Annotated in this window: 19 protein-coding genes and 4 pseudogenes; all 23 read right to left on the bottom strand. The window is 33.5% G+C overall.

Translation table 11 applies throughout. The annotated features are described in order from the left end of the window. Positions 1-526 precede the first annotated feature (526 nt). On the bottom strand, positions 527-2,173 hold the full coding sequence (locus tag ACQ9BO_RS20035) for a response regulator (protein ID WP_431242187.1): 1,647 nt from the start codon (positions 2,171-2,173) through the stop codon (positions 527-529). Positions 2,174-2,189: 16 nt separating this feature from the next. Beyond that, positions 2,190-2,528: a triple tyrosine motif-containing protein gene (locus tag ACQ9BO_RS20040; protein ID WP_431245177.1), complete on the bottom strand. Its 339-nt coding sequence runs from the start codon at positions 2,526-2,528 to the stop codon at positions 2,190-2,192. Then, positions 2,525-2,827, bottom strand: coding sequence for a hypothetical protein (locus ACQ9BO_RS20045; protein WP_431242188.1), 303 nt, complete (start codon positions 2,825-2,827; stop codon positions 2,525-2,527). Before ACQ9BO_RS20045 ends, ACQ9BO_RS20040 begins: the two co-directional genes overlap by 4 nt. Continuing rightward, positions 2,788-3,864 carry a ligand-binding sensor domain-containing protein gene (locus tag ACQ9BO_RS20050; protein ID WP_431242189.1) on the bottom strand — a complete coding sequence of 359 codons (1,077 nt, stop codon included), beginning with the start codon at positions 3,862-3,864 and terminating at the stop codon, positions 2,788-2,790. Before ACQ9BO_RS20050 ends, ACQ9BO_RS20045 begins: the two co-directional genes overlap by 40 nt. Further along, complete coding sequence (locus ACQ9BO_RS20055) at positions 3,804-4,664, bottom strand: ligand-binding sensor domain-containing protein (RefSeq protein ID WP_431242190.1); 861 nt, start codon at positions 4,662-4,664, stop codon at positions 3,804-3,806. The genes ACQ9BO_RS20050 and ACQ9BO_RS20055 overlap by 61 nt, the downstream gene beginning before the upstream one ends. Before the next feature lie 142 nt (positions 4,665-4,806). Beyond that, on the bottom strand, positions 4,807-7,401 hold the full coding sequence (gene xyl3A, locus ACQ9BO_RS20060) for a xylan 1,4-beta-xylosidase (RefSeq protein WP_431242191.1): 2,595 nt from the start codon (positions 7,399-7,401) through the stop codon (positions 4,807-4,809). Positions 7,402-7,468: 67 nt separating this feature from the next. Continuing rightward, positions 7,469-7,864 carry a glycoside hydrolase family 95-like protein gene (locus ACQ9BO_RS20065; protein WP_431245178.1) on the bottom strand — a complete coding sequence of 132 codons (396 nt, stop codon included), beginning with the start codon at positions 7,862-7,864 and terminating at the stop codon, positions 7,469-7,471. 54 nt (positions 7,865-7,918) lie between these two features. Beyond that, a pseudogene (locus tag ACQ9BO_RS20070) lies at positions 7,919-8,510 on the bottom strand (glycosyl hydrolase family 95 catalytic domain-containing protein); the annotation flags it as partial. Next, positions 8,473-9,066 (bottom strand): glycosyl hydrolase family 95 catalytic domain-containing protein, encoded by a 594-nt coding sequence (locus ACQ9BO_RS20075; RefSeq protein WP_431242192.1) that lies wholly within the window; start codon positions 9,064-9,066, stop codon positions 8,473-8,475. The gene ACQ9BO_RS20075 and the pseudogene ACQ9BO_RS20070, both read right to left, overlap by 38 nt. Further along, a complete protein-coding gene (locus tag ACQ9BO_RS20080; RefSeq protein ID WP_431242193.1) occupies positions 9,063-9,911 on the bottom strand; it encodes a glycoside hydrolase family 95 protein in 849 nt (282 codons plus the stop codon). The genes ACQ9BO_RS20075 and ACQ9BO_RS20080 overlap by 4 nt, the downstream gene beginning before the upstream one ends. 64 nt (positions 9,912-9,975) lie before the next feature. After that, the gene (locus ACQ9BO_RS20085; RefSeq protein ID WP_431245179.1) at positions 9,976-11,280 is read right to left on the bottom strand and encodes an alpha/beta hydrolase-fold protein; all 1,305 of its coding nucleotides are present in this window, start codon (positions 11,278-11,280) and stop codon (positions 9,976-9,978) included. Beyond that, positions 11,278-11,963 (bottom strand): annotated as a pseudogene (locus tag ACQ9BO_RS20090) (alpha/beta hydrolase); the annotation flags it as partial. The pseudogene ACQ9BO_RS20090 and the gene ACQ9BO_RS20085, both read right to left, overlap by 3 nt. Further along, positions 11,893-12,183: a sialate O-acetylesterase gene (locus tag ACQ9BO_RS20095; RefSeq protein ID WP_431245180.1), complete on the bottom strand. Its 291-nt coding sequence runs from the start codon at positions 12,181-12,183 to the stop codon at positions 11,893-11,895. The gene ACQ9BO_RS20095 and the pseudogene ACQ9BO_RS20090, both read right to left, overlap by 71 nt. Continuing rightward, positions 12,183-12,590 carry a sialate O-acetylesterase gene (locus ACQ9BO_RS20100; RefSeq protein ID WP_431242194.1) on the bottom strand — a complete coding sequence of 136 codons (408 nt, stop codon included), beginning with the start codon at positions 12,588-12,590 and terminating at the stop codon, positions 12,183-12,185. The genes ACQ9BO_RS20095 and ACQ9BO_RS20100 overlap by 1 nt, the downstream gene beginning before the upstream one ends. A 169-nt stretch (positions 12,591-12,759) precedes the next feature. Beyond that, entirely contained in the window at positions 12,760-13,095 is a 336-nt protein-coding gene (locus ACQ9BO_RS20105) for a hypothetical protein (RefSeq protein ID WP_431242195.1), read from the bottom strand. A 49-nt stretch (positions 13,096-13,144) separates the two neighbouring features. After that, positions 13,145-14,493, bottom strand: a pseudogene (locus ACQ9BO_RS20110) (glycoside hydrolase family 43 protein). A gap of 529 nt (positions 14,494-15,022) precedes the next feature. Continuing rightward, positions 15,023-16,057, bottom strand: a complete 1,035-nt coding sequence (locus tag ACQ9BO_RS20115; protein WP_431242196.1) for a glycoside hydrolase family 43 protein — start codon at positions 16,055-16,057, stop codon at positions 15,023-15,025. 812 nt (positions 16,058-16,869) lie between these two features. After that, positions 16,870-17,721: an aldo/keto reductase gene (locus ACQ9BO_RS20120; RefSeq protein WP_431242197.1), complete on the bottom strand. Its 852-nt coding sequence runs from the start codon at positions 17,719-17,721 to the stop codon at positions 16,870-16,872. A gap of 351 nt (positions 17,722-18,072) precedes the next feature. Next, a complete protein-coding gene (locus tag ACQ9BO_RS20125) occupies positions 18,073-18,303 on the bottom strand; it encodes an energy transducer TonB (RefSeq protein ID WP_431242198.1) in 231 nt (76 codons plus the stop codon). A 427-nt stretch (positions 18,304-18,730) separates the two neighbouring features. Next, on the bottom strand, positions 18,731-19,066 hold the full coding sequence (locus tag ACQ9BO_RS20130; RefSeq protein WP_431245181.1) for a nuclear transport factor 2 family protein: 336 nt from the start codon (positions 19,064-19,066) through the stop codon (positions 18,731-18,733). Continuing rightward, complete coding sequence (locus ACQ9BO_RS20135; RefSeq protein WP_431242199.1) at positions 19,003-19,737, bottom strand: VOC family protein; 735 nt, start codon at positions 19,735-19,737, stop codon at positions 19,003-19,005. The genes ACQ9BO_RS20130 and ACQ9BO_RS20135 overlap by 64 nt, the downstream gene beginning before the upstream one ends. Before the next feature lie 90 nt (positions 19,738-19,827). Continuing rightward, positions 19,828-20,633 (bottom strand): annotated as a pseudogene (locus ACQ9BO_RS20140) (SDR family oxidoreductase). A 164-nt stretch (positions 20,634-20,797) separates the two neighbouring features. Further along, positions 20,798-21,376: a Crp/Fnr family transcriptional regulator gene (locus ACQ9BO_RS20145; protein WP_431242200.1), complete on the bottom strand. Its 579-nt coding sequence runs from the start codon at positions 21,374-21,376 to the stop codon at positions 20,798-20,800. Positions 21,377-21,423: the final 47 nt, after the last annotated feature.

A 21,423-nucleotide genomic window follows, 5' to 3' on the forward strand; every position in this document is an offset into this window, starting at 1 on the left:
GTTGGTTGTAAAGTTTTGTTTGTTATTTATGATATTGATATTGTCCTTTATTTTTTAATTTAAAAAGCCGCTTGCAATACATAAATATGGTTTTAATTCATGTTCTAAATGGTTTAAGATTGTTAGTAATTTGTTTCATGTTTATTCTAATTTTGATTATACCAAAAGTAGATTGTTAACATAAATTTCACATACTACATTTGATGCATAATCTATCAAATTTGTAGCATGACAGTTAAAAAAATAGCAAATTCAGGGTTTTACAGCGCTTAATCAATTGAAATGAAAAATATATTATTGCCAATTTTTGCGTCATATTTTTTGGATATAGAAAAAATAAATGACTTATAAATTTCTTTTTCATAATCTGAAAATGATAAAATTGATCTCAATATTTCTTCTTTTAAAAAAAGAAAAGAGGTGCTAAAGACATCATAATATTTAGTTTATAAAAACCGTATATGATCCATTTAAAGCAAAAAAAAGACGAAATACTTCGTCTTTTTTAGAGGAAAAATTAATGTAATTAACTATTGCTTACTTTTTGTGTTGGAAGGCATCCAAATTTTTCTTTATAACATTTAGTAAAATAAGACGGCGAACTGAAGCCTACTTTATAACTTATTTCCGTTATATTGTCATTTCCTAATTCTATTAGTTCTTTAGCTTTTTCTAAACGAACATTCCGAATAAATTCATTGACTGATACGCCGGTCAAAGTCTTGACTTTACGATACAACTGGCTTCTGCTCAAAAAAACATTCGAAGCCAAGACTTCTACGCTCAATTCGGTTTCGCGAATATTTTCATTAATGTAATTCAGGACATTTTTTATGAATTCATTGTCTAAAGTCGTCGTTTTTTCTTTAGCTGTTGAAGTAATTCCGTTATAGAATTTATTGAACATAATTTGTCTGCTATTAATCAATTGTCCTAGGCTGGATCTCAAAATATCCATATCAAAAGGTTTGCTTAAATACATGTCAGCACCAGAATCAATTCCTTCCAATTTATCTTTAACTAAGGCTTTTGCAGACAACATCATTAAAGGAATATGGCTTGTTTTTAAATTGGCTTTTATGTTTTTGCATAGTTCCAAACCATTCATAACAGGCATAATCACGTCGGTTAAAATCAGATCAGGCAATTTTTGCAGAGCTAAGTCTAAACCAACTTGCCCATTTTCTGCAACGATGACTTTGTACTCTTTTTTGAGTTCACTTTTTAGATAATTTCGAAGTTCTACATTGTCTTCAACAATCAAAACCGTATAAATTCGGTCTTGTTGTTCCTCATCATCAATCAATTGGATTTCCTCTTTTTCGACAATTGGCTTGAAGCTTATTTTATTTTCCTTTTTATATTCTTCAAACAATATTTCGTTTTCATTAAAAAATTCCTTTCCAAGTGGAAACAGCAATTTAAAAATAGTGCCTACTCGTAATTCACTTTCAACCTCAATTATTCCTTTATGCAATTCGACAAATCCGCGAACCACTTCCAAGCCAATACCTGTACTTCCATAATAAGCTTTGTTCAAATTGTTTACCTGATAAAAACGGTCAAAAATTCTTTTAATATCTTTTTTATCCAATCCCGAACCAGTGTCTTCAACAACTATTGAAAAATAAGGAGCCGTATCTGATGAATCAATTAAAGGGAAATGAATTTGTTCGTTATTAATTATGATTTTCACCTTAATTTTTCCATTATCCGGAGTAACTTTAAAAGCATTTGAAACGACATTAAAAATAATTTTTTCGAACATTTTAGGGTCGATCCAATCTTTCAGTGAAGTTTTATTGGATTCAAATTGCAACTGAATTCCGCGACTTAATGCTTCTTCATTAAAATAACTCACAACTTCTCTTGTAAAACCAATAACTTCAATCAATTGCAACTGAAGATTCATTTTATTGAACTGAAGTTTATTAAAATCCATCAACTCATTAATCAATCTGGAAAGTCTGTCAGAACTTTTTTGAATCGTTTGCAATTTATTCAGTACACCTTCCGGAAGTTGCTGGCTGTTATTTTTGATAATATCTCCTAAAGGATTCAAAATCAAGGTTAATGGAGTTCTGAATTCATGTGAAATATTGGTAAAAAACTGCAATTTTTTATTGTTCAATTTTTCAATCTGAATTGCTTTCTGTTTTTCAAACTCGATCATCTGTTTTTGTTTGAATCTATTTTGATAGTACTGATTGGCAAAATGAATTGCTTGCTCCAAGTAAAAGAGTATAAAATAAATACGCAAAAGATGTTTTCCACCATGGCGGCAATATCTCGATTTTTAGTTCCAGCGGCACCTTGCTCCAAGCGCCATTTTTTTCTGTCGCTTTAACTTTAAGCGTATAATTTCCGGGAGCTAAATTGGTGTAAGTTGCCGAGCGTTTGTTTCCTACATAATTCCAGGAATCATCAAAACCTTCTAAATAATAGGCAAATTCATTTCTAGCTGGAAAAGAATAATTTACCGCAATAAAATCAATTGTAAAGACAGACTGATCGTGTTTAAGAATTATTTTTTTGTTTCAGAAAGTACTTTTATAAGTGGCGAATTTTTTTCAAGTGGCCCAACCGATTTATTAAAAAGCTTTAAATCAGTAAAATAAATAGGTAATTGCTTTTTACTTTTAACTAAACTAGAAGGATTGAAATAATTTAAGCCTTCATAACTTCCAAAATACAACATTCCATCTTCATCTCTTAAAACTGCATTGTTGTTGAAATCATTCCCTAGCAAACCATCATAGGTAGAATAGTTGACTGTAGTATTGTTTTTTAGATCCAGTCTCGTAATTCCTTTTTTCCGCTTAACCACACAGCTCCGTCATTAGATTCTGTAATTGCTGAAATTGATTTTTCATGCGACCCTTTAAAATTTATGTACCACTTTAGAACATCTGTTTTTTTATTATAACTGAACAATCCTGCGCCATCAGTTCCAATCCAGATTTCTTTGTTTTTAGCCTGATATAAAGCATTGATAGTATGAGTACTTTTATGATTTTTAAGTTTCTCCGACATTTTATCTCGAAAAGAAGTCACAGAAAAAGTGATAAAATCATTCGTAACCACTTTATAAAGACCTGTTGTTGAACCAACCCAAACGGCATCATCTGAATCAACCATTACATTTCTGATGTCAATATTTGTTATTGCATTTGTCAAAAATGGCTTCGCATTGCAATGGTGGAATTGTCCGTCTGACGGCGTATAATAATGTAATCCTTTAGCAAAAGTTCCAATCCAAATTACGCCTCTGGAATCTTCTGTAATGCTCATAATATTATCTGAAGCCAGATTAGGTGTGTTTTTTGTATTGTAATTAATAAAACTCCTGCTTCCTTTCTTTAAAAGAAAAATCCCTTCATTCCAGCTCGACAACCAGATATTTTGTTTTTTGTCAATAAATACCTTTGTGATATTATCATTGGTTAATCCAGAATATAGGCTAGCATCTGATTTCGTAATGTGTTTAAATTCTTTGGTCGTAAGATTGTAAACATCCACTCCGCCACCTTCCATAGAAATCCATAATTGTCCCTGATGATCTTTGGCAATTCCTGTTACACAATTTGTTTGTAAGGATTGCGGATTTCCAGGCAAACTTTCTATGATATTGACTTTGCTATTTATTTTATCAAAAACGCCTAAGCCTTTATTATAATATCCCAGCCAAATTCTGTTCTCTCTGTCTAATAATAAAGACCAAACCGAATTTGAATTCAAACTACGTGTATTGAACTTGCTGTTTACATACTTTTTTTGAACAGCTCCCTGATCGTCCACAATTATCAAACCATCATTTTCGGTAGCACAAAGAATTGTTTTGGAATCCTTTGCCAAAATTGACATAATCCTTTTTTGGTAATTGGGTAGAAAAAAGCCTGTTTAACTTTAGAATGTAAATCTACTTTTATTAAACCTTTAAATCCATCGCCAATCCATAAGTTTTGATTACTGTCTAAACACATAGACACAATACTTGCCGAGTGTATTCTACTATCATTGTCAATGTCAACCTTTTTAGTCTCATTCTTTATAGGGTCGAATATTTTCAAACCTAAATTTGTTCCCAAGTAAATTGTTCCTTTTTTATCTTTTGCAAGACTATTTATAAGATAATTTGAGTTGTTTGGTACATCAGAATGAACTTTGGTAATTTCCCGTGTCGTAGTGTTTAACTTTAGCAAACCGTTATTAACTGTTCCTAACATTAGATTTCCATTATTATCTTCAATAATGCTTTTAATAGAAATTACAGTTTCTTTTTTAATTTTCTTCTGAATATCGATGCTTTCAAAATTATCCAGATTTCGATTGTACAGGCATAATCCTTCATCAGTCCCTATCCACAACCGGTTGCGAGTATCGACATAAGTAGCATAAATCAAATTGCTGTTAATAGAGTTTTTAAGCTTAGAGTTTTGTTCATAAGCAATATAGTTAACTCCATCGTATTTATATAACCCGGCGCCATTTGTACCCATCCACATAAATCCAAGCTGATCTTGTGAAATGGTATAAATGCCACTTTTCGATGCTTCTTTATCTACTAATCGAAATTGATAGTTTTCAAATTTATTTTGAGAAAACAAATTGTTTACTATAAAAAATAGAATAACTATCGCTCTAACACAATTTTTTACAGACATATATTATTTGAGGAAATTTAAATTAAATATATACTTTTTAATTGAAAATGCAATTAATCATACATAAATTAAAAGTATCGTCAGAATTTTAAGCTTGCTTCAAAAATAGCATCTTTCTAAGCAAGCGCTGAATTATGGTCGATTACTGAACAAACACTTTAAGCACTTTTAAATCATTTGCCGCAGAACTATTGCCATAATAAACCTCGTACTCACCTGGAGTTACCTTCATATTTCTAGTATTTTGATCATAAAATTCAAATGAAGATGATGGCAAATCAATGGTTACATTTTGATTTTCTCCGGCTTTTAAATTGATTCGTTTAAAAGCTTTTAAAGTTTTTAATGGACCATCTTTATCATTTGCTTTTTTGACATATACCTGAACAACCTCTGTTCCTTCACGTTTGCTGTTGTTTTTTATTGAAAGAGTCAATTGTGTGCTTTCATTTGAATTGATTTTTGTCTTGCTAAGTTTTGCTGTATCGATGTTGAATTTAGAGTAACTCAAACCAAAACCAAAAGGAAATAAAACATCATTTGTATATCTGTACGTTCGTCCTTTCATAGAATAATCTTCAAAATCACCCAAAATATCTGAGTTTTTATAAAATGAAACCGGAAGTTTTCCTGCGGGATTATAATCTCCAAAAAGCACATCGGCTACTGCCTGACCACCTGATTCTCCAGGATACCATGCTTGTAAAATAGCATCGCGACTTGATGTTTCTGGTGTTAAAGCAATTGCAGAACCCGAGCAGTTTATAAAAACCACTTTTTTGCCTACAGCCTTAAGTTCTTGCAGACATTTTCTTTGAACTGCGGGAAGTTCTATATTCGTTCTGTCACCGCCTTTAAAACCGGGATATGAAACCGGCATTTCTTCGCCTTCCAGCAAAGTCGAAAGTCCGCCAACAAAAACTACAGTATCAATACCATTTAATTTCTGGATCAATCCGCCGAAATTTATATTGAATTCTTTTCCAAAATCAAATTCAAGGTTGGCCTGCCAATTATTTGATTGCGCGTACAGAATTTCGATTTTATATTTTTTACCTGCTTCGACTGCAAATGGAATTTTTCCAGGCAACGTTCTCCAAGTGGTATATTTTGCTTTAGAAACTCCGTTGACTAGTAATTCAAAAACACCGCAAGCCCCTGTTTTAAATACAAGTGTATCATTTTTCTTAGCTAAAAATTCTCCCTCGTATTTTGCTGAAAATCCTTCTAGCTTCACTCCAGAAGCAAATTCATGCTGGCCTGCAGTTGTCATTTTTATGGGATTTAAAATCTGTTGTGATATAACGCTAGCGCCCTCTCTATTGGGATTATTCCAAAAAGTTGCTTTCATTCCTTTTTTCCCTTCAAAAGAAAGTTGGTCAAAATAGGTTTGATTTACTTTATCTTCAACTAAATCGCAAGCTTTATCATAAAAGATTTTATCAGCAGTAATTTTTGATTCTATTCCGGTTTTAATGGTGATGGTTTTAACAGGTGTTCCGTTATAATTTCCCCATAACATTGGTTCGTCATCGGCATTTGGACCAATGACTGCTAACTTATGCATTGTTTTACTTAGAGGAAGAATATTATTTTTATTTTGCAAAAGTGTCATTGACTCCTGAGCCATTTCAAGTGCCAGTTTTTGATGCTCTTTACTATTGAGAACAGTTGCCGGAATTTGAGCGTAAGGAACAATTGCATCATCATCCATTTCGCCCAAATCAAAACGACCAATTAAAACGCGAAGCAAGCTTTTGTTGATATCAGCCTCTTTTATTAAATCTTTCTCTACCGCTTCTGGCAAATTTTTAAAAGGATATTTTTCCCAAACGCATTCGACATCAGTTCCTGCAAGTACAGCTTTAGACGCCGCATGTGTTGCATCAGAAGAAACTTTATGCGAAGTATAAAAATCAGTAACCGCTCCGCAATCCGATACTACCATATATTTATAACCCCATTCGTCACGAAGAATGCCTTGCGACAATCTTCTATTACTGCGACAAGGTTCATCATCTAAACGCTGATAAGCACACATTACCTGACGAACATCAGCTTCCTGAACCAATGATTTAAATGCTGGCAGATACGTTTCATACAATTCTCGTGGATTTACATTATTAAGATTCAATTCGTGCCTACTCCATTCAGGTCCTGAATGAACCGCAAAATGTTTCGCACAGGCCAAAAGTTTTCGATATTTAGCATCTGCAGGGCCTTGCAATCCTTTAACAACAGAAATTCCCATTCGTGAAGTAAGATACGGATCTTCTCCATAAGTTTCCTGACCTCTGCCCCAGCGTGGATCTCTAAAAATATTTACGTTAGGCGTCCAAACCGAAAGGCTTAAAAACCGCTTATTCTCGTTGCCGTTTTTAATCCACTGATTGTATTTGGCACGGGCTTCATCTGAAACAGCATCAAAAACATGATATAGCAACTGATCATCAAATGATGCCGCCATGCCAATAGGTTCCGGGAAAACAGTTACATTATCATTATTCGCATAACCGTGCAAAGCTTCGCTCCACCAATTGAATTTTTTGATTCCTAGTCGCGGTATCGCATCACTCTGATCGCACATTAAAGCCGCTTTTTCTTCAAGCGTCAATCGTGAAATTAGATCTTTTGCTCTTTCTTCAGAACTAAGAGAAGGATTTTTAAAAGGATATTGTCGCGCATTGGCACAAAAAAACGATAGTAAACTTATTATAAATAGAAACTTGTTTTTCATATCTTCTTTGAATTTAAATTTTAAAAAAACTTTTACTTTAAGTCACTCATATTGAAATGACTGTAATTTATTCCTTAATCGAAAAATGGTATATTTTTCCTTTTTCAGTAGCAACATCATATAAAAATGTTGGTTGAATATTTAAAGGTCTTATCGTTGATTCTTTAGCGATGATGGGCTTTTTGATCGCATCTGTTTCGTAAAAAACATTTGAATTACCTCCGGAAGCAGTTTTAAAATCCATTTTATTTTTAGGAATGATTTGATTTGGAGTTCTCAATCTAAGATTTCCACCAAGATTGGACTGAATACTGACAGCAACTAACTTTCCATTTTTCCATTTCATTTCTTTAATTTCAAATCCTCCACGCGCTTTCAAACCTGCTATTTCTCCATATTCTTTCAACGCATCTGGAAGAGCCGGAAGCAAATGAATGGCTTCATCTGAACTTTGCATCAACATTTCAGCAATTCCTGATGTGCATCCAAAATTTCCGTCAATTTGAAAAGGTGGATGCGCATCAAAAAGATTATTATAAGTGCCTCCTCCACCGGTGTTCACACCAAGCGGAGTCAATTGGTTTTGAATCAAACTGTAAGCATGATTTCCATCCTGCATTTTTGCCCACCAATTTACTTTCCAGCCCATACTCCAACCTGTAGATATATCTCCTCTTTGCAATAATGTATTCTTTGCCGCCGCAAAAAGCTCTGGAGTTTTATAAGTTGAAATCTGATTAGAAGGATACAACCCATATAAATGCGAAATATGTCGATGATTATCTTTAGGATCATCGACATCATCCATCCATTCCTGCAACTGGTTGTATTTACCAATTTGCATTGGCGGAAGCATATTGCGCAACGTTTTTAAACTATCAATGTATTGTTTGTCTTTTCCTAATGTTTCAGATGCTTTTATTGCTGTACTAAAAACATCAAAAACAATCTGATTATCCATTGTTGATCCAGCAGTTACTGCAGAACCTTGATGCGGCTGCTGGAGCATTTTCTGGTGAATTTCCTGGAACTACGACCAGCCAGCCGCTTTCAGGATCTTTTACCAAGAAATCAGCATAAAAATCTGCTTGCTCCCTTAAGGGTTTCATATACCGATTGAAGATAATCCTTATCGCCCGTGTAGAGATAATGCTCCCATAAATGCTGGCTCAACCAGCCTCCACCTGCATTCCAAACTCCCCAGGTTGCGCCGTCGACAGCGCCGTTAATTCTCCATATATCAGTATTATGATGCGCCATCCAGCCACGGGCTCCATACATTACTTTGGCAGTCTCTTTTCCGGTTTGTGCTACTTCTTGGATCATTTTTAAAAGAGGCTCGTGCATTTCTGACAAATTGGTTTTCTCAGCGGGCCAGTAATTCATTTCTGTATTTATATTGATCGTATATTTACTGTCCCATGCAGGATTCATGCTGTGATTCCAAATTCCTTGAAGATTTGCGGGCTGACCTCCAGGCTGTGAAGATGATATCAATAAATATCTGCCATACTGAAAATAAAGCGTTACAAAAGATGGATCAGAAACATATCTAAAATTCGCTAATCTTTCATTTGTTGGCAGTTTAGATGCTTCCGTTGTTCCAAAATCAAGTTTGACTCTCTTAAAATATTTTTGATAATAAGCAATATGTGCTTTTTTCATATTGTTATACTCTTTATCAAATGCCTTGTCCAAAAAGATTTTGCAAGTTCCTTTTCATTGCCGCTGATATCATCGTAATTAATAAAGTTACTCGCAATAGATACATAAATCAAAACAGAATCTGCTCCTTCAATTTTTATAGAATTTCCAATACTTTTTATTCCTCCGCCATTGACTTTGAACTTTGCCAATGCATTAAAATTGACTTTTCCGTCTATGCCTTCATGATCACTTGTAGTTCCCGAAAGTGAAAGTTCATTGTTATTTTCAACTTTAATTTCCTGTTTTTTATGTTCAGAGGTAAAAGCGACTGTAAACGACAATTTTCCCGGTTCATCAGCAGAAAGTTTTATCACTAGAACCCGATCAGAAAAAGACATAAATGCTTCACGGGTATAGGCAACGCCCTGTATTTTATAAACTGTTTTTGCAACCGCTTTTTCTATATCAAGTTCTCGGTAATAATCGGTAAAGTTTTGATGATTCAAAAAATCCAATTCTAAATTTCCAACAGGCTGAAACATTTGCCCGTGGGATTTTTTAGTGATTATATTTTCATTGATGCGTTTTTCTGCTTTTTTATATTCTTTCTGAAAAATAAGTCTTCTAATTTCGCTTAGTGCATTTTTTGCATCAGGATTATCATTCCTATTTGGACTTCCGCTCCATACACTTGCTTCATTTAGTTGAAAAATTTCTTTTTCGACATTTCCATATACCATAGCGCCTTGAAAGCCATTTCCAATTGGCGCCGCATTTTCCCATACTGTTCCTGAAGAATTTTTATACCAAAGTTTCAAATCATCTTTCTGCTGTGCGACTAATGAAATTCCCAATAGAATCAATATGGTACTCAGACTTTTTTCATCATTATTTTGTTTTTGGAAATCCTTGCTATCTAAAAATTAATTAATTAAACAATAACGGCGCAAACAGAAACAAATCATGTCTCCAAACTGGCCATGTGTGTCCTCCTGAATATTCACTGTATTTGTATTTAATTCCCATTTGGTCAAATTTGCTCAACATTATTTTGCAGTTTTCATAAGCAATGTCTTCCTTGCCTCCCATTGAAATCCAAAAATTCTTGATATTAGAATTAATAACAGTGGCATTATTTTTCATAAATTCATATTGAGGCCCTGACAATGTATCATTATTGGCCCACCAACCCGAGCTGAATACACCTATACTTGAAAACATATCTGAATTTTTAACCCCAGCATACAATGTCTGCAGTCCTCCCATTGATAATCCGGCCAATGCTCTATTTTTAGCGTCTGTTGCTACTTTGAAATTACTTTCTACAAAAGGAATTGCGCCCTCTTTTAATTCATTTTCAAATGCTTTCAATGCATTTTCATTGAAACCTGCAGTTCCCATATTTCCATCAAGCATGGCGATAATCATTGGCTTTGCTTTCCTTTCGGCTATTAAATTGTCTAAAATCAAATTCGCCTTGCCTTGAGTTGCCCATCCGGTTTGGTCTTCGCCTCCTCCATGAAGCAGATATAAAACAGGATATTTTTCGATTGAATTTTCATAACCGGGTGGTGTATAAACATACATTTCACGCCAAGAATTAGTTGCTTTTGAAAAATATTTTTTGATTCTGATATCACCATGGGGAACCATTTTTAATTCGTAAAAATCCCCTTCTTTATTTGGAATTTCAATACCGCTGGCCATGCGTCCCATACCATAAAATGTTTCACTAGCAGGATCAGCTACAGCTACACCATCAATTAGCAAAGAATAATAATTAAATCCTTTATTAATTACTCCTGTTGTTGTAGTCCATAGTCCGTCTGAATCTCTGGACATATCATACTTTTTGCCTAAATCAATTTGAACTTTTGACGCTTCTGGCGCTTTAATTTTAAAAACAACACGATTGTCTGGTAATAGTCGCGGATACTTAGCATTACGAATATTAGTCTGAGCCTGATCACCTAAAATTGTATAGGTTGCAAAACTGGATTGATCGACAGGCTTGAATAAAAACTGTGAAAACATATACAATCCATTTTTCCAAACTTTGAAATCATGCACACCCGGCTCTAAATAGTAAATGTGAGGCACATCATTTTTATACAAATATTCGTGAGTGCGTTTACTGTTGCTAATTAACCAATCGTTATCACCGCACGAAATCCAAAGTAATTTTAATTTCTTTTTTGCTTCTTCAGGATTTGGGAGTAATTCTTCTGGCATTTTGGTATTTGGCGCGGCTGAAAATGCACCAACCCAAGCAAATTTATCCAAGTTCCCTAAGCCAAAATTCAAAGATTGTCCGCCACCCATAGACAAACCGGCAATTGCACGGTGTTCTCTGTCTTTATAAACAGGGTATTTTTTTCAATAAACGGAATTAAATCACCCAATAAATCTTTTTCGAAGGTTGAAAAAGCTTGCACTTTATCTGGAGCCATGATATTTCCTGTAGCACTATCATCTTTCATTGCTCTTCCGTTTGGCATTACAACAATCATAGGTTCTAATTTTCCTTCTGCGTAAAGATTGTCTAATATAATTTGCGGATTTCCTCCTTTCAACCATTCATTTTCATCACCGCCTATACCATGCAGGAGGTATAGTACAGAGTACTTTTTCTTTTTATTAAATCCAGGCGGCGTATATACATTTACTTTTCTTACCGTTCCAACCGTTTTAGACTCATAACTGATTGTTTCTACTTTACCCGTTGGAGCATTTGAATTTACCTGATCAAAACCAATTGGCGCGCTAGCCCTGAAAAACTCTTTTCCATTGTACAATTTATAGCCTAATAGCGATAGCATTTTTTCGCCGTAACGGTTACCTAAATCACGATAACCTGCTTGCGTTAAAATGTAGAAAATCTGGTTCGGCTTTGCATCCGCTTGAAGAAATGACATACGAATTTGGTATTGTTTTAGGAAGTGTGGCTATGATTTTATTCATACTTCCGCATTTACCATTTTGATCTTCATTTACAGTTTCACCTGAAAGCAGTGGAACTTTATTAGGATCCAGATTTAAATCTTTCATCAGGTTATCGTAAACGATTTTTACTTTCTTCGGCCAAAGTGTATCACCCGTATTTGATTCTCCTTGATGCAGTAAAATTCCTTTAATTACACCTTTTTTTGAGCAATCTTAGCCATTTCAACCAATCTTTGATACGGATTGTCGTTGTATTGTTTTAGAATACCTTTCATCCAATCTGGCGCAGTTGCAACATATTCTGATGTTTTATTTACATCAAAAAGTTCGATTTTACAGCCTCCAACAGCCACATTTATCACCCCAACTTTTATATTTTTTGGTAGATTGGCAATTAAAGTTCTTCCAAAATAATCTACTGGAGTCAGCCCAGTATTACATCGGCATAATGGAGGAACTGCCGTATACCAATTGCCTTTTGAACGCCCAATTTCTGGACAATCTACTGTTGCTAAAACTTGAAAACGATCATCAACTGCGGTGATATCCTGCGGTTCAATTTTAGCATAACCCTCCATATTTGATTGGCCAAAACTCAAATAAACATGAAAATTTGGATCTTGAGAATATCCTTTTTGTCCTATAAAAAAAGAACAGCAAATGCAAAAAATCTAATTATTGATTTCATTATATGGTGCTATTTTAATGTCAAAAATTATTGTTTAATTGTTGAATTAGAAAATTCAACTGTTTTTAAAATTTCTCTTTTTATTCTGCGTAAGCGTCATTTGCACTAGTAGCGTATAATCCTACCAATGCTCCAGTAAAACCTCCAGCGACATTTGTAGAAAGAATATCGCCAGAAACACTTCCTCCTAAATTTTCAAAATCAACACCGTTTAAAGCATAACTAAACTGGTAACTGTCGCCTGTTGCTTTTACCTGAAGACGTATGTTTTTCTTGATCTCAATTTTAGCGCTTGCAATAACTTTTGATTCTCCCTTTTCTGTTCTTTCCAATATGATATAAGTGTCCTTGCCTTTTTTAGTTATGCCAAAAACATAATTGAAGCGCTCACTCTGCATGCAAACAATTCCAGCCAAATCCTTTTCAGATGAAGGTTTATAATCTAAAGTTGATGTGAAAGAAAAATTATTGTGCTTGCTGTCTATAAAAAAGTGTTGAAGTTGGTTTGACTTCTTTAATATTTACTGCAAAAGGCTTGATCTCGAGTCCGCTTTTTGTTACCGAAATAAAATTTTCACGAGGTCCTCTAAGTCCAATCCATCTGTAATCTAATTTTTCAGATGTAAAGTTTTCAGTAAACGTGAAATTTCCATTAGGAAAAAATCCGTCTTTTCCAGTTTTGTTTTCAATAACACCATTAGGCATTTTCATTTTTGGTCTGAGAGGAACTAGTCCGTTTTCAAAAACTGGAAAAACGCCAGACCAATCTACAGGCAACATAAAAGTTTCTCGTCCCGTATTCACTCTATTTTTATCATTAGGACGAATACCAAGAAATACTCCATAATATTTATTATCAGGACCTAATACTAAATCAGCATGTCCTGCCCAGTCCACTTTTTCAGGTCTATCTTGTGGAAAATACCTTTGTGTCAGAATCGGGTTGTTTGATGCTGGTTTAAAAGGACCTTTCGGACTGTCACTAACAAAAACAACTTCGCTATGATTATCACCAGTTCCGCCTTCGGCACACATTAAATAATAACGACCGTCTTTTTTATATAAATGTGGTGCTTCAATCCAAATTGGTTTTTTAGAAAGATCGACACCTCCGTCTACAATAATTTTATCTGAGCCTGGAATTACTTTATCATTTGCAAGGTCATACTCCCAAACTTTAATTACACGATGACCTTCATACAATTCTTTTCCTTTGTCTGGTGCATCATTATGTACAATATATCCTTTTCCGTTATCATCAAAAAAATACAAGGATCAATACCGTTAAAATCCAATTTAATAGGGCTTCCCCAACCTTTCATTGGATCTTTTGTTTTTACAATAATATTCCCCATTCCTCCTGTAAAGGCAGTTACAATCATATAAAAAGTATCATTATGAGGATTATAAGTTATACCCGGCGCATATACTCCTTGGCTAATTCCAGTATCGTGAGGATTAAATTCTGAAACCTTATTTAAAACCCCTCCCAAATCAGTCCAATTCACTAAATCTTTAGAATGAAAAATTGGCACTCCTGGAAACATGGCAAAAGAAGAGCAAACCATATAATAGTCATCTCCTTTTCTGGTAATAGCAGGATCAGGATAACATCCCTGCAAAATTGGAGTATAAAACTCGTCTGATTTTAAAGGATTATTTTTATAAATATCATCATTGCCTGTATAAACAACATTTGAAAAGATTGGCATTTTACCAATTTGCGCTTTTACAAGGGAATCTTTAATTTTTATTTCATTAAATGAAAAAAGAAATAATAAGGATAGCAGTAGAAATATTTTTTGGTGTTTCATTTTAATTAGTTCTTGTATTTTAACATCTCTTTGAAATGTGTGGTTATAAAATAATTGAATGCAAATAATTAATAAGTGTATTTATTACAAATATAAAAAAACATTTGAAAAAACAACCGGTTGCTTGACAACATCTTTAACAAAAAAGCAAAAAACTGCATATTAAAAAACAGTCTCTATAATAAAATTGATAAAATAATTGTTTTTTATCAATTTTATTCGATCTGAATTCCACAAAAATTGAAATTCTATTAATTATTTTTTAAAAAATAGAGTAAAAAAATGAATGACTTTTTTTCTAATTTTTTTAACAGAGAAAGAAAAATTGTATAAAAAACATAAGATGTAGTACTATGTAATTTTCCAACTTTTCATTAAACAAATTAAAATCACAATTGACCGCAATAAATAGCGTTCCTAGACTGTCAGATAATTAAGTTTACTTTTCTTGATTACTTTACTCATTATATTATTAAAACCTTATGCAGTATAATTTGGTTAAACTGCATAAGATTCTAACAAGCTACATTTACTCCATTGCTCTTCTTAAACCATATGGATCTATGGTAAGGATTTTTCCGTCATTTGTATAATCGATTTTAGTTACCTTAATGCTTCGCAAATGCGTCACGCCTTTTGACAAACTCGAATCATGATAAAACAAATACCATTCGTCATTTACTTTACAAATCGAATGATGTGATGTCCATCCAATCACTGGATTAAGAATACGGCCTTGATAAGTAAAGGGGCCATAAGGATTGTCGCCTATTGCATAACAGATATAATGTGTATCTCCAGTCGAATATGAAAAATAATATTGACCATTGTATTTATGAACCCAAGAAGCTTCAAAGAAACGGCGATCATTATCGCCAGCTTTCAGCGGTTCTCCATTCTCATCGAGAATTTTAATTTCCCTTGGTATTTCTGCAAATTCTAGCATGTCATCTGACAGCATTGCTACGATGGGGCCTAAAGCAGGTTCAATATCAGATGGTTCTAGGTTATTGACATCATATTTATTATTTCTATATTTTTGAAGTTGTCCACCCCAGATACCTCCAAAATAAATATAATGCCTAGCGTCATCATCCTCAAAAACAGCAGGGTCAATGCTGTAACTTCCCCTTATCGCCTTTTTTTGAGCTTCAAAAGGTCCTGTAGGTGAATTACTCACTGCAACGCCAATTTGAAAAATTCCATCTGCACGCTTTGCTGGGAAATACAAATAATACTTACCATTTTTGTACGCCGCATCTGGAGCCCACATTTGTTTTTCGGCCCATGCTACGTCATCGACATGTAGCGCAACACCATGATCTGCGGTTTCTGACTCTATAGAATCCATCGAAAACACATGATAATCTTTCATACCAAAATGATCACCATTATCATTAAAGGGAATCCCAGCTTCGATATCATGGGAAGGATAGATATATATTTTATTTTCAAATACGTGTGCCGAGGGATCAGCTGTGTATATATGTGAAACTAGAGGTTTAGAAATTGCAGATTTGCTAATTTCTTCGAAATTTATTTTATCAATATTATCTTCAGGCATACCTTGTTTGTTATTTGATTTATAATTAATCCTTTCTTTTCAGCGACAACAAATGGCATAACAAAGCCTTATACTAAATCAAAGAATTAGTAAGCTTTGCTTTTAAACTTAGTTTAAACGATCTAAAGAAACCGTCAACTATTAGAAAATAATGGAATATAAATAACAAACACAACCGGTTGTTCAAAGATATAAAAAAATAATAAACAGATGTTGATATTAAGAAATTAAAATTTTACGCAAAATCAGTAAATTCGTTCGAAAATTAAACTAAAAGATCCTCTTTAAAATATCTAAATTACTTTCTATCAGATAATTTTCATCATTTTACTCAACCACAGGGTTTCGAGTTTATACCTCTTTTGCTACTAATAATTAAGATTGCAACGTGCAGAAATCAATAACCATAAATTTTGACTTGAATTTGAACTGCTTCCTACTTCAAAAAAATTAGATAAAAGTGATGGGGATTTTTAAAAGCTTAGTTAAATAGATTAAGAACTTAATATTTTTAATATATTTGTGATGCAAAAAAAGAATAATACTACTATTTGCTAATTCGTTAATATTTTAATTTTTGTGAATGATTTACTATTGATATAGAAAAATTTGAATTTGGTGCAGAATCGGTGCACTTTGGTTAAGACAATTTATAAAACCTTGTATAGACGGGACTTCAGCTATATAGTTCGAATCCTGCTCTCCCCACAAAAAATCCTAATCAAATGATTAGGATTTTTTTGCATTAAAATTTAATGGTATAAAAAAACTGCTAATCTTAGATTAGCAGTTTTTATTTTCAATCATACCGATTAACTCCACTCCGGAAACTGGGTTCGATTTAAATCAAGCTTTTCAATCGCTTTCATGTCGGCAGTATCAAGCTTGAAATTAAATATATCAAGATTTTCTATAATGTGTGCTTTTTGCGAAGATCTTGGAATTGCTACAATACCACGTTGCAAATGCCATCTCAAGCTTACCTGTGCAGTAGTTTTGCCGTGTTTTTTAGCAATTTGGGTTAATACTTCATTTGTAAAAAGACCGTTGCGTCCTTCTGCAAAAGGCGCCCATGCCTGCATTTGAATATTATGTTGCTTTAATACATTATAATCATTCGTTTGCTGAAAATAGGCATGTGTCTCAATTTGGTTTATTACTGGTTTTATCTCAGCATAAGACAACAAATCTGCCACTTGAGCCGGATCAAAGTTGCTTATACCAATAGCTTTAATTTTTCCGGCTTTGTAAAGTTCTTCCATTGCTTTCCAAGATCCTTTTACATCTCCTCTTGGACGGTGAATCAGATATAAATCAAGATATTCAAGTTCTAGTTTTCTTAATGTGTCTTCAAAACCTTTTTTAGCATTTTCATAACCAGCATCATCAACCCAAAGTTTTGAAGTAACAAAAAGTTTTTTTCTGTCAATGCCGCTTTGCTTTATTCCCTTGCCTACTGCCTCTTCATTTCCATATACTTTTGCGGTATCAAGAAGACGATATCCTGAAGTGATAGCGTCAGCAACTGATCGCTGGCATACCTCTCCACTGAGTCCGTATGTACCAAATCCTAATATTGGCATTTTCAAACCATTATTTAACTTAATATCTGGAATGCCATTAGCATTTTTATCTGGGACAACATTGGCTAATAATTCAGGCATTCCAAATGCGCCTAAATAAATCCCGGTACCGCAAATTTTGCAGTGGTTTGTAAAAATCTGCGTCGGTTTATTTCATTTTTTTGGTTTTCAGCATTCATGTTTCTTTGTCTGTTAGTCAATTTAAAAAATCAATTAATAAAAATAGACATTATTTTTAAATAAATTACTCAACTAAAGACAGCATTTAAAAATTATTTAATACAATGTAAAAAGCCAGAAAAAATTATTTTCTGGCTTTTTTGCACCTTAAACTTTACAGTACGCTTTTCTAAAAATGAACACAAATTGCTCCTGCAAAATTTCGCGAGAAGATTAAATTAAATGATTTACAAATTGTTGCGTAAAAGTAGTCTACTGGATATAATAAGGTATACTATACAAACAACGTACTGAATTTCCATTTTTCTTAGCCGAAACCCAATGGGGACATAGTTTCAAAACTCTTTCTAATTCTTTTCCAGTTCCATATCCAATATCGCGAAGAATATTGATGTTAGAAATACTGCCATCTTTTTCAATTATAAAATTGACAAAAACACCTCCTTGAAGCGAACCATTAGCATCCGGATCTTTTGGAACCACGTAATTTTTTTCAAAAAAGCATAAAATTTCTCTATACCTCCAACATAATCCGGTTTAACATCAACTTCCATCACTTTGTAAATTTTATTATAATCTACCGAAGAGTCCTTTTCGTTTTTAACTGTTTTTTGAGGCGCAATATTTTTATTCTTTTTATGAAGGTCAACTGATTCTAAGGCCGAATCTTTCGATTCTGAAACGTTTTTATTCTGACAGCTATACAATACTAAACTAAGAATAGCAAAAAATATTCTTATCATAGATTTTTACTTTTAGGGTTAAAATTAAGTTTTTACATATATTTTCCAGAAGTAAAAAAACGAAAATTATTCAATTAATAAATAACAATAAAGGAATAAGTCTGGAAATTTTAAAAGCCAGAAATTAATTTCTGGCTTTTTAGAACTTTCAAATAAATATCAAAAACTTATTCTTTCTGATCAACAAAAACATATAACTTCTGAACTTTACCATTTTCAATCACAAACAAATCCATACCACTTACAACAGCAGGTTTTTCTTTTGATCCAAACTGCCAATACAATCGGGCTATATTATGATTGGTCTCTACTGATTTTGTAGTGAATTTAAAATCAGGATTTTTCGTTTGAAGTTCTACAATAAATTTGCTTATATCGTCAATTCCTTCAGCAATAAAATGGCGATCTACCATTTCTACATTAGAAGCGTAAACTTGATTTAATAATACTTTACGTTTTGCTTCGTCTTTTTCATTCCAGATTTTAAGGTGATTTTCAACAATTGTTGTATTTTTTTAGAATCGAAATCTTCAGCAGAGGCCTTTTTCGAAGCTGTATTTTTTGGAGACCATAATATCGTTTTTGGATTTGCTTTTTCATATCCTTTTCCGTTTGGATACGAAACCAATTCCATTTTAGACCCCCAAGGCGTTTCAAAATAAACCCAAGTTTCTCCAGCTGTATCACCAGAAGGAGTTGCAAAAGGTTCTCCTACTATTTTCACACCTTTGCTTTTTAAATATATCACCGCCGCATTAATATCATTTACATAAAATGCGATGTGAGATGCTCCGATATCATCTGTATTTGGATGCGTTTTGCTTCCTTTATTGTCAGCATATTCAAATACTTCAATGCTTGCGCCGTTTCCTGCGTTGACCATTTTTATGGTAACGGCACCAGTATTTGGATTAATATGATTTAATTTTTTCCAATCAGCGTCAAGCGGAATTGGCCCTAGTTGTGTTACTGGCGTAAAGCCAAGCACATCTTTAAAAAATGTAACCGCTTTATTGAGGTCTGGAACATTGATTCCGACATGATCTATTCCAACAATTCCCGCATTAGTTTGTGCCACTGTTTTTTCTGAAGCAGAAAACAGTATTAATAAATTGAGCATTGCAATTGCTGAAGTTTGTACTTTTTTATTTGATTTTTTATGAGTTGTTTTCATGATTACTTTTATGTTTTTATTATTCAATATTTTAAAAAAATTAATTAGTGTAAGTCGCTACCCATTTTGCTTTAATATTAGCGCGAGCTTCTATAAATTCTTTATCAGTTCCTTGAGCAATAGCATCAAGTGGGAAACGAAGCGGTCTCTCCCCTTTTTCATACTTACCAATTCTAAAATACCATCAGCAATAGTTTGCGGGTTCATATCAAACTGAGCCATTTTTCCAAATAAGGCAGTTCCTAATGCGTTGAATTTTTCTGTTGCGGCATCGCCGTATTCTTCAATAATTGCCGTTTTATCGGCGTGAATACCAGCTTTAGAACCGTTATTCATTTCTGTTGGATAAACTCCTGGCTGAATACTAACGTTTTCGATTCCGTAATCTGCAAGTTCATCTTGCAATCCTTCAGTAAAACTTTCAACTACTAATTTTGATGCGATATACGGAACCATAAAAGGAAGTGTGTGTCCGCTTGCTCCGGTCGTAATGTTAATCACAAGTCCGTTTTTTCTTTTCTCATAGAAGGAAGAACCGCTTGATACATACGAAGTACGCTGTAAACGTTTACATCGAACATTTTACGAACTTGATCAATTGAGTAACCTTCAAGTAAGCCAAAACCGCTTACAGCCGCATTATTGATTAGGACATCAATTTTTCCGTATTTAATTAATACTTTTTCGATTGCTTTATTTACCGATGCATCATCTGTAACATCGATATCTACTACTTCAATATTTTCTATTGCTCCTAATTCTTTTGCGACAGCGGCATTTTTATCATTTGTATTGCGCATTCCTGCAATTACTGAATGACCCGCATTTGCTAATGTAATAGCTGTTAATTTTCCAAAGCCTGTACTTGTTCCTGTAATAAAAATTGTTTTTGACATGATTTCTAATATTTAAATGTTTATAATGTTTGTTTCTTTTGAACATTACAAAGTTGCGACGAACGCAAGACCTGCACATTGATTAGAAATAAGTAAAAACTTGATCTAGATCAAGAGTTTTGAAGAAGGCATAAAAAAGGAGCTCTAAAAGCTCCTTTGATCATTTATTTCTTTGCCGTTTGTTTACGAATACGGCTTAGTGTTTCTGGTGTCATGCCGAGATATGAGGCAATCATGGTTTGAGGGATTCTAGAAGCAAAACCTGGATATTTGTTTATAAAGTTCAAATACTTTTCTTCTGCAGTTAAAGTTAATGAAGCCTGAATTCTGTTTTGAGCGGCTATAAAACTTCTTTGCAAAATAGTATTGACCATATTGTTAAACCCTGGAATTTCTCTACAAAGCAATTCAAAATTTTCATGAGTAAAAAGTACAAGCTCAGTATCTTCAATGGCATCAATATTAAAACGAGATGGTTGTTGCATCATTAAGCTTTCTCGATCGCCCGTCCACCAATTTTCGATACTGAAGCTATTTACATGTTCGCTTCCTTTTTCATCAACTGTATAAGTTCTAACACAGCCCTGAGTGATAAAAGCATCGTATTTCCAAACATCTCCTTCTTGAAGCAGATATTGCCTTTTGCGAAGTTTTTTTATAATGGCAAATGATTGTATTCGTTCTGATTCTGCTTGTGTCAGTTCAGCTTTTTCTTCTAGATACTTTTGGAATATTTCATACATAGCATGTAAAATTATGCAAAAGACCGTGGAAGAGCAAATTTTTGAGA

The sequence above is a fragment of the Flavobacterium sp. P21 genome (genome assembly GCF_050632225.1).
In the GTDB taxonomy this organism is placed as follows: Bacteria; Bacteroidota; Bacteroidia; order Flavobacteriales; family Flavobacteriaceae; genus Flavobacterium.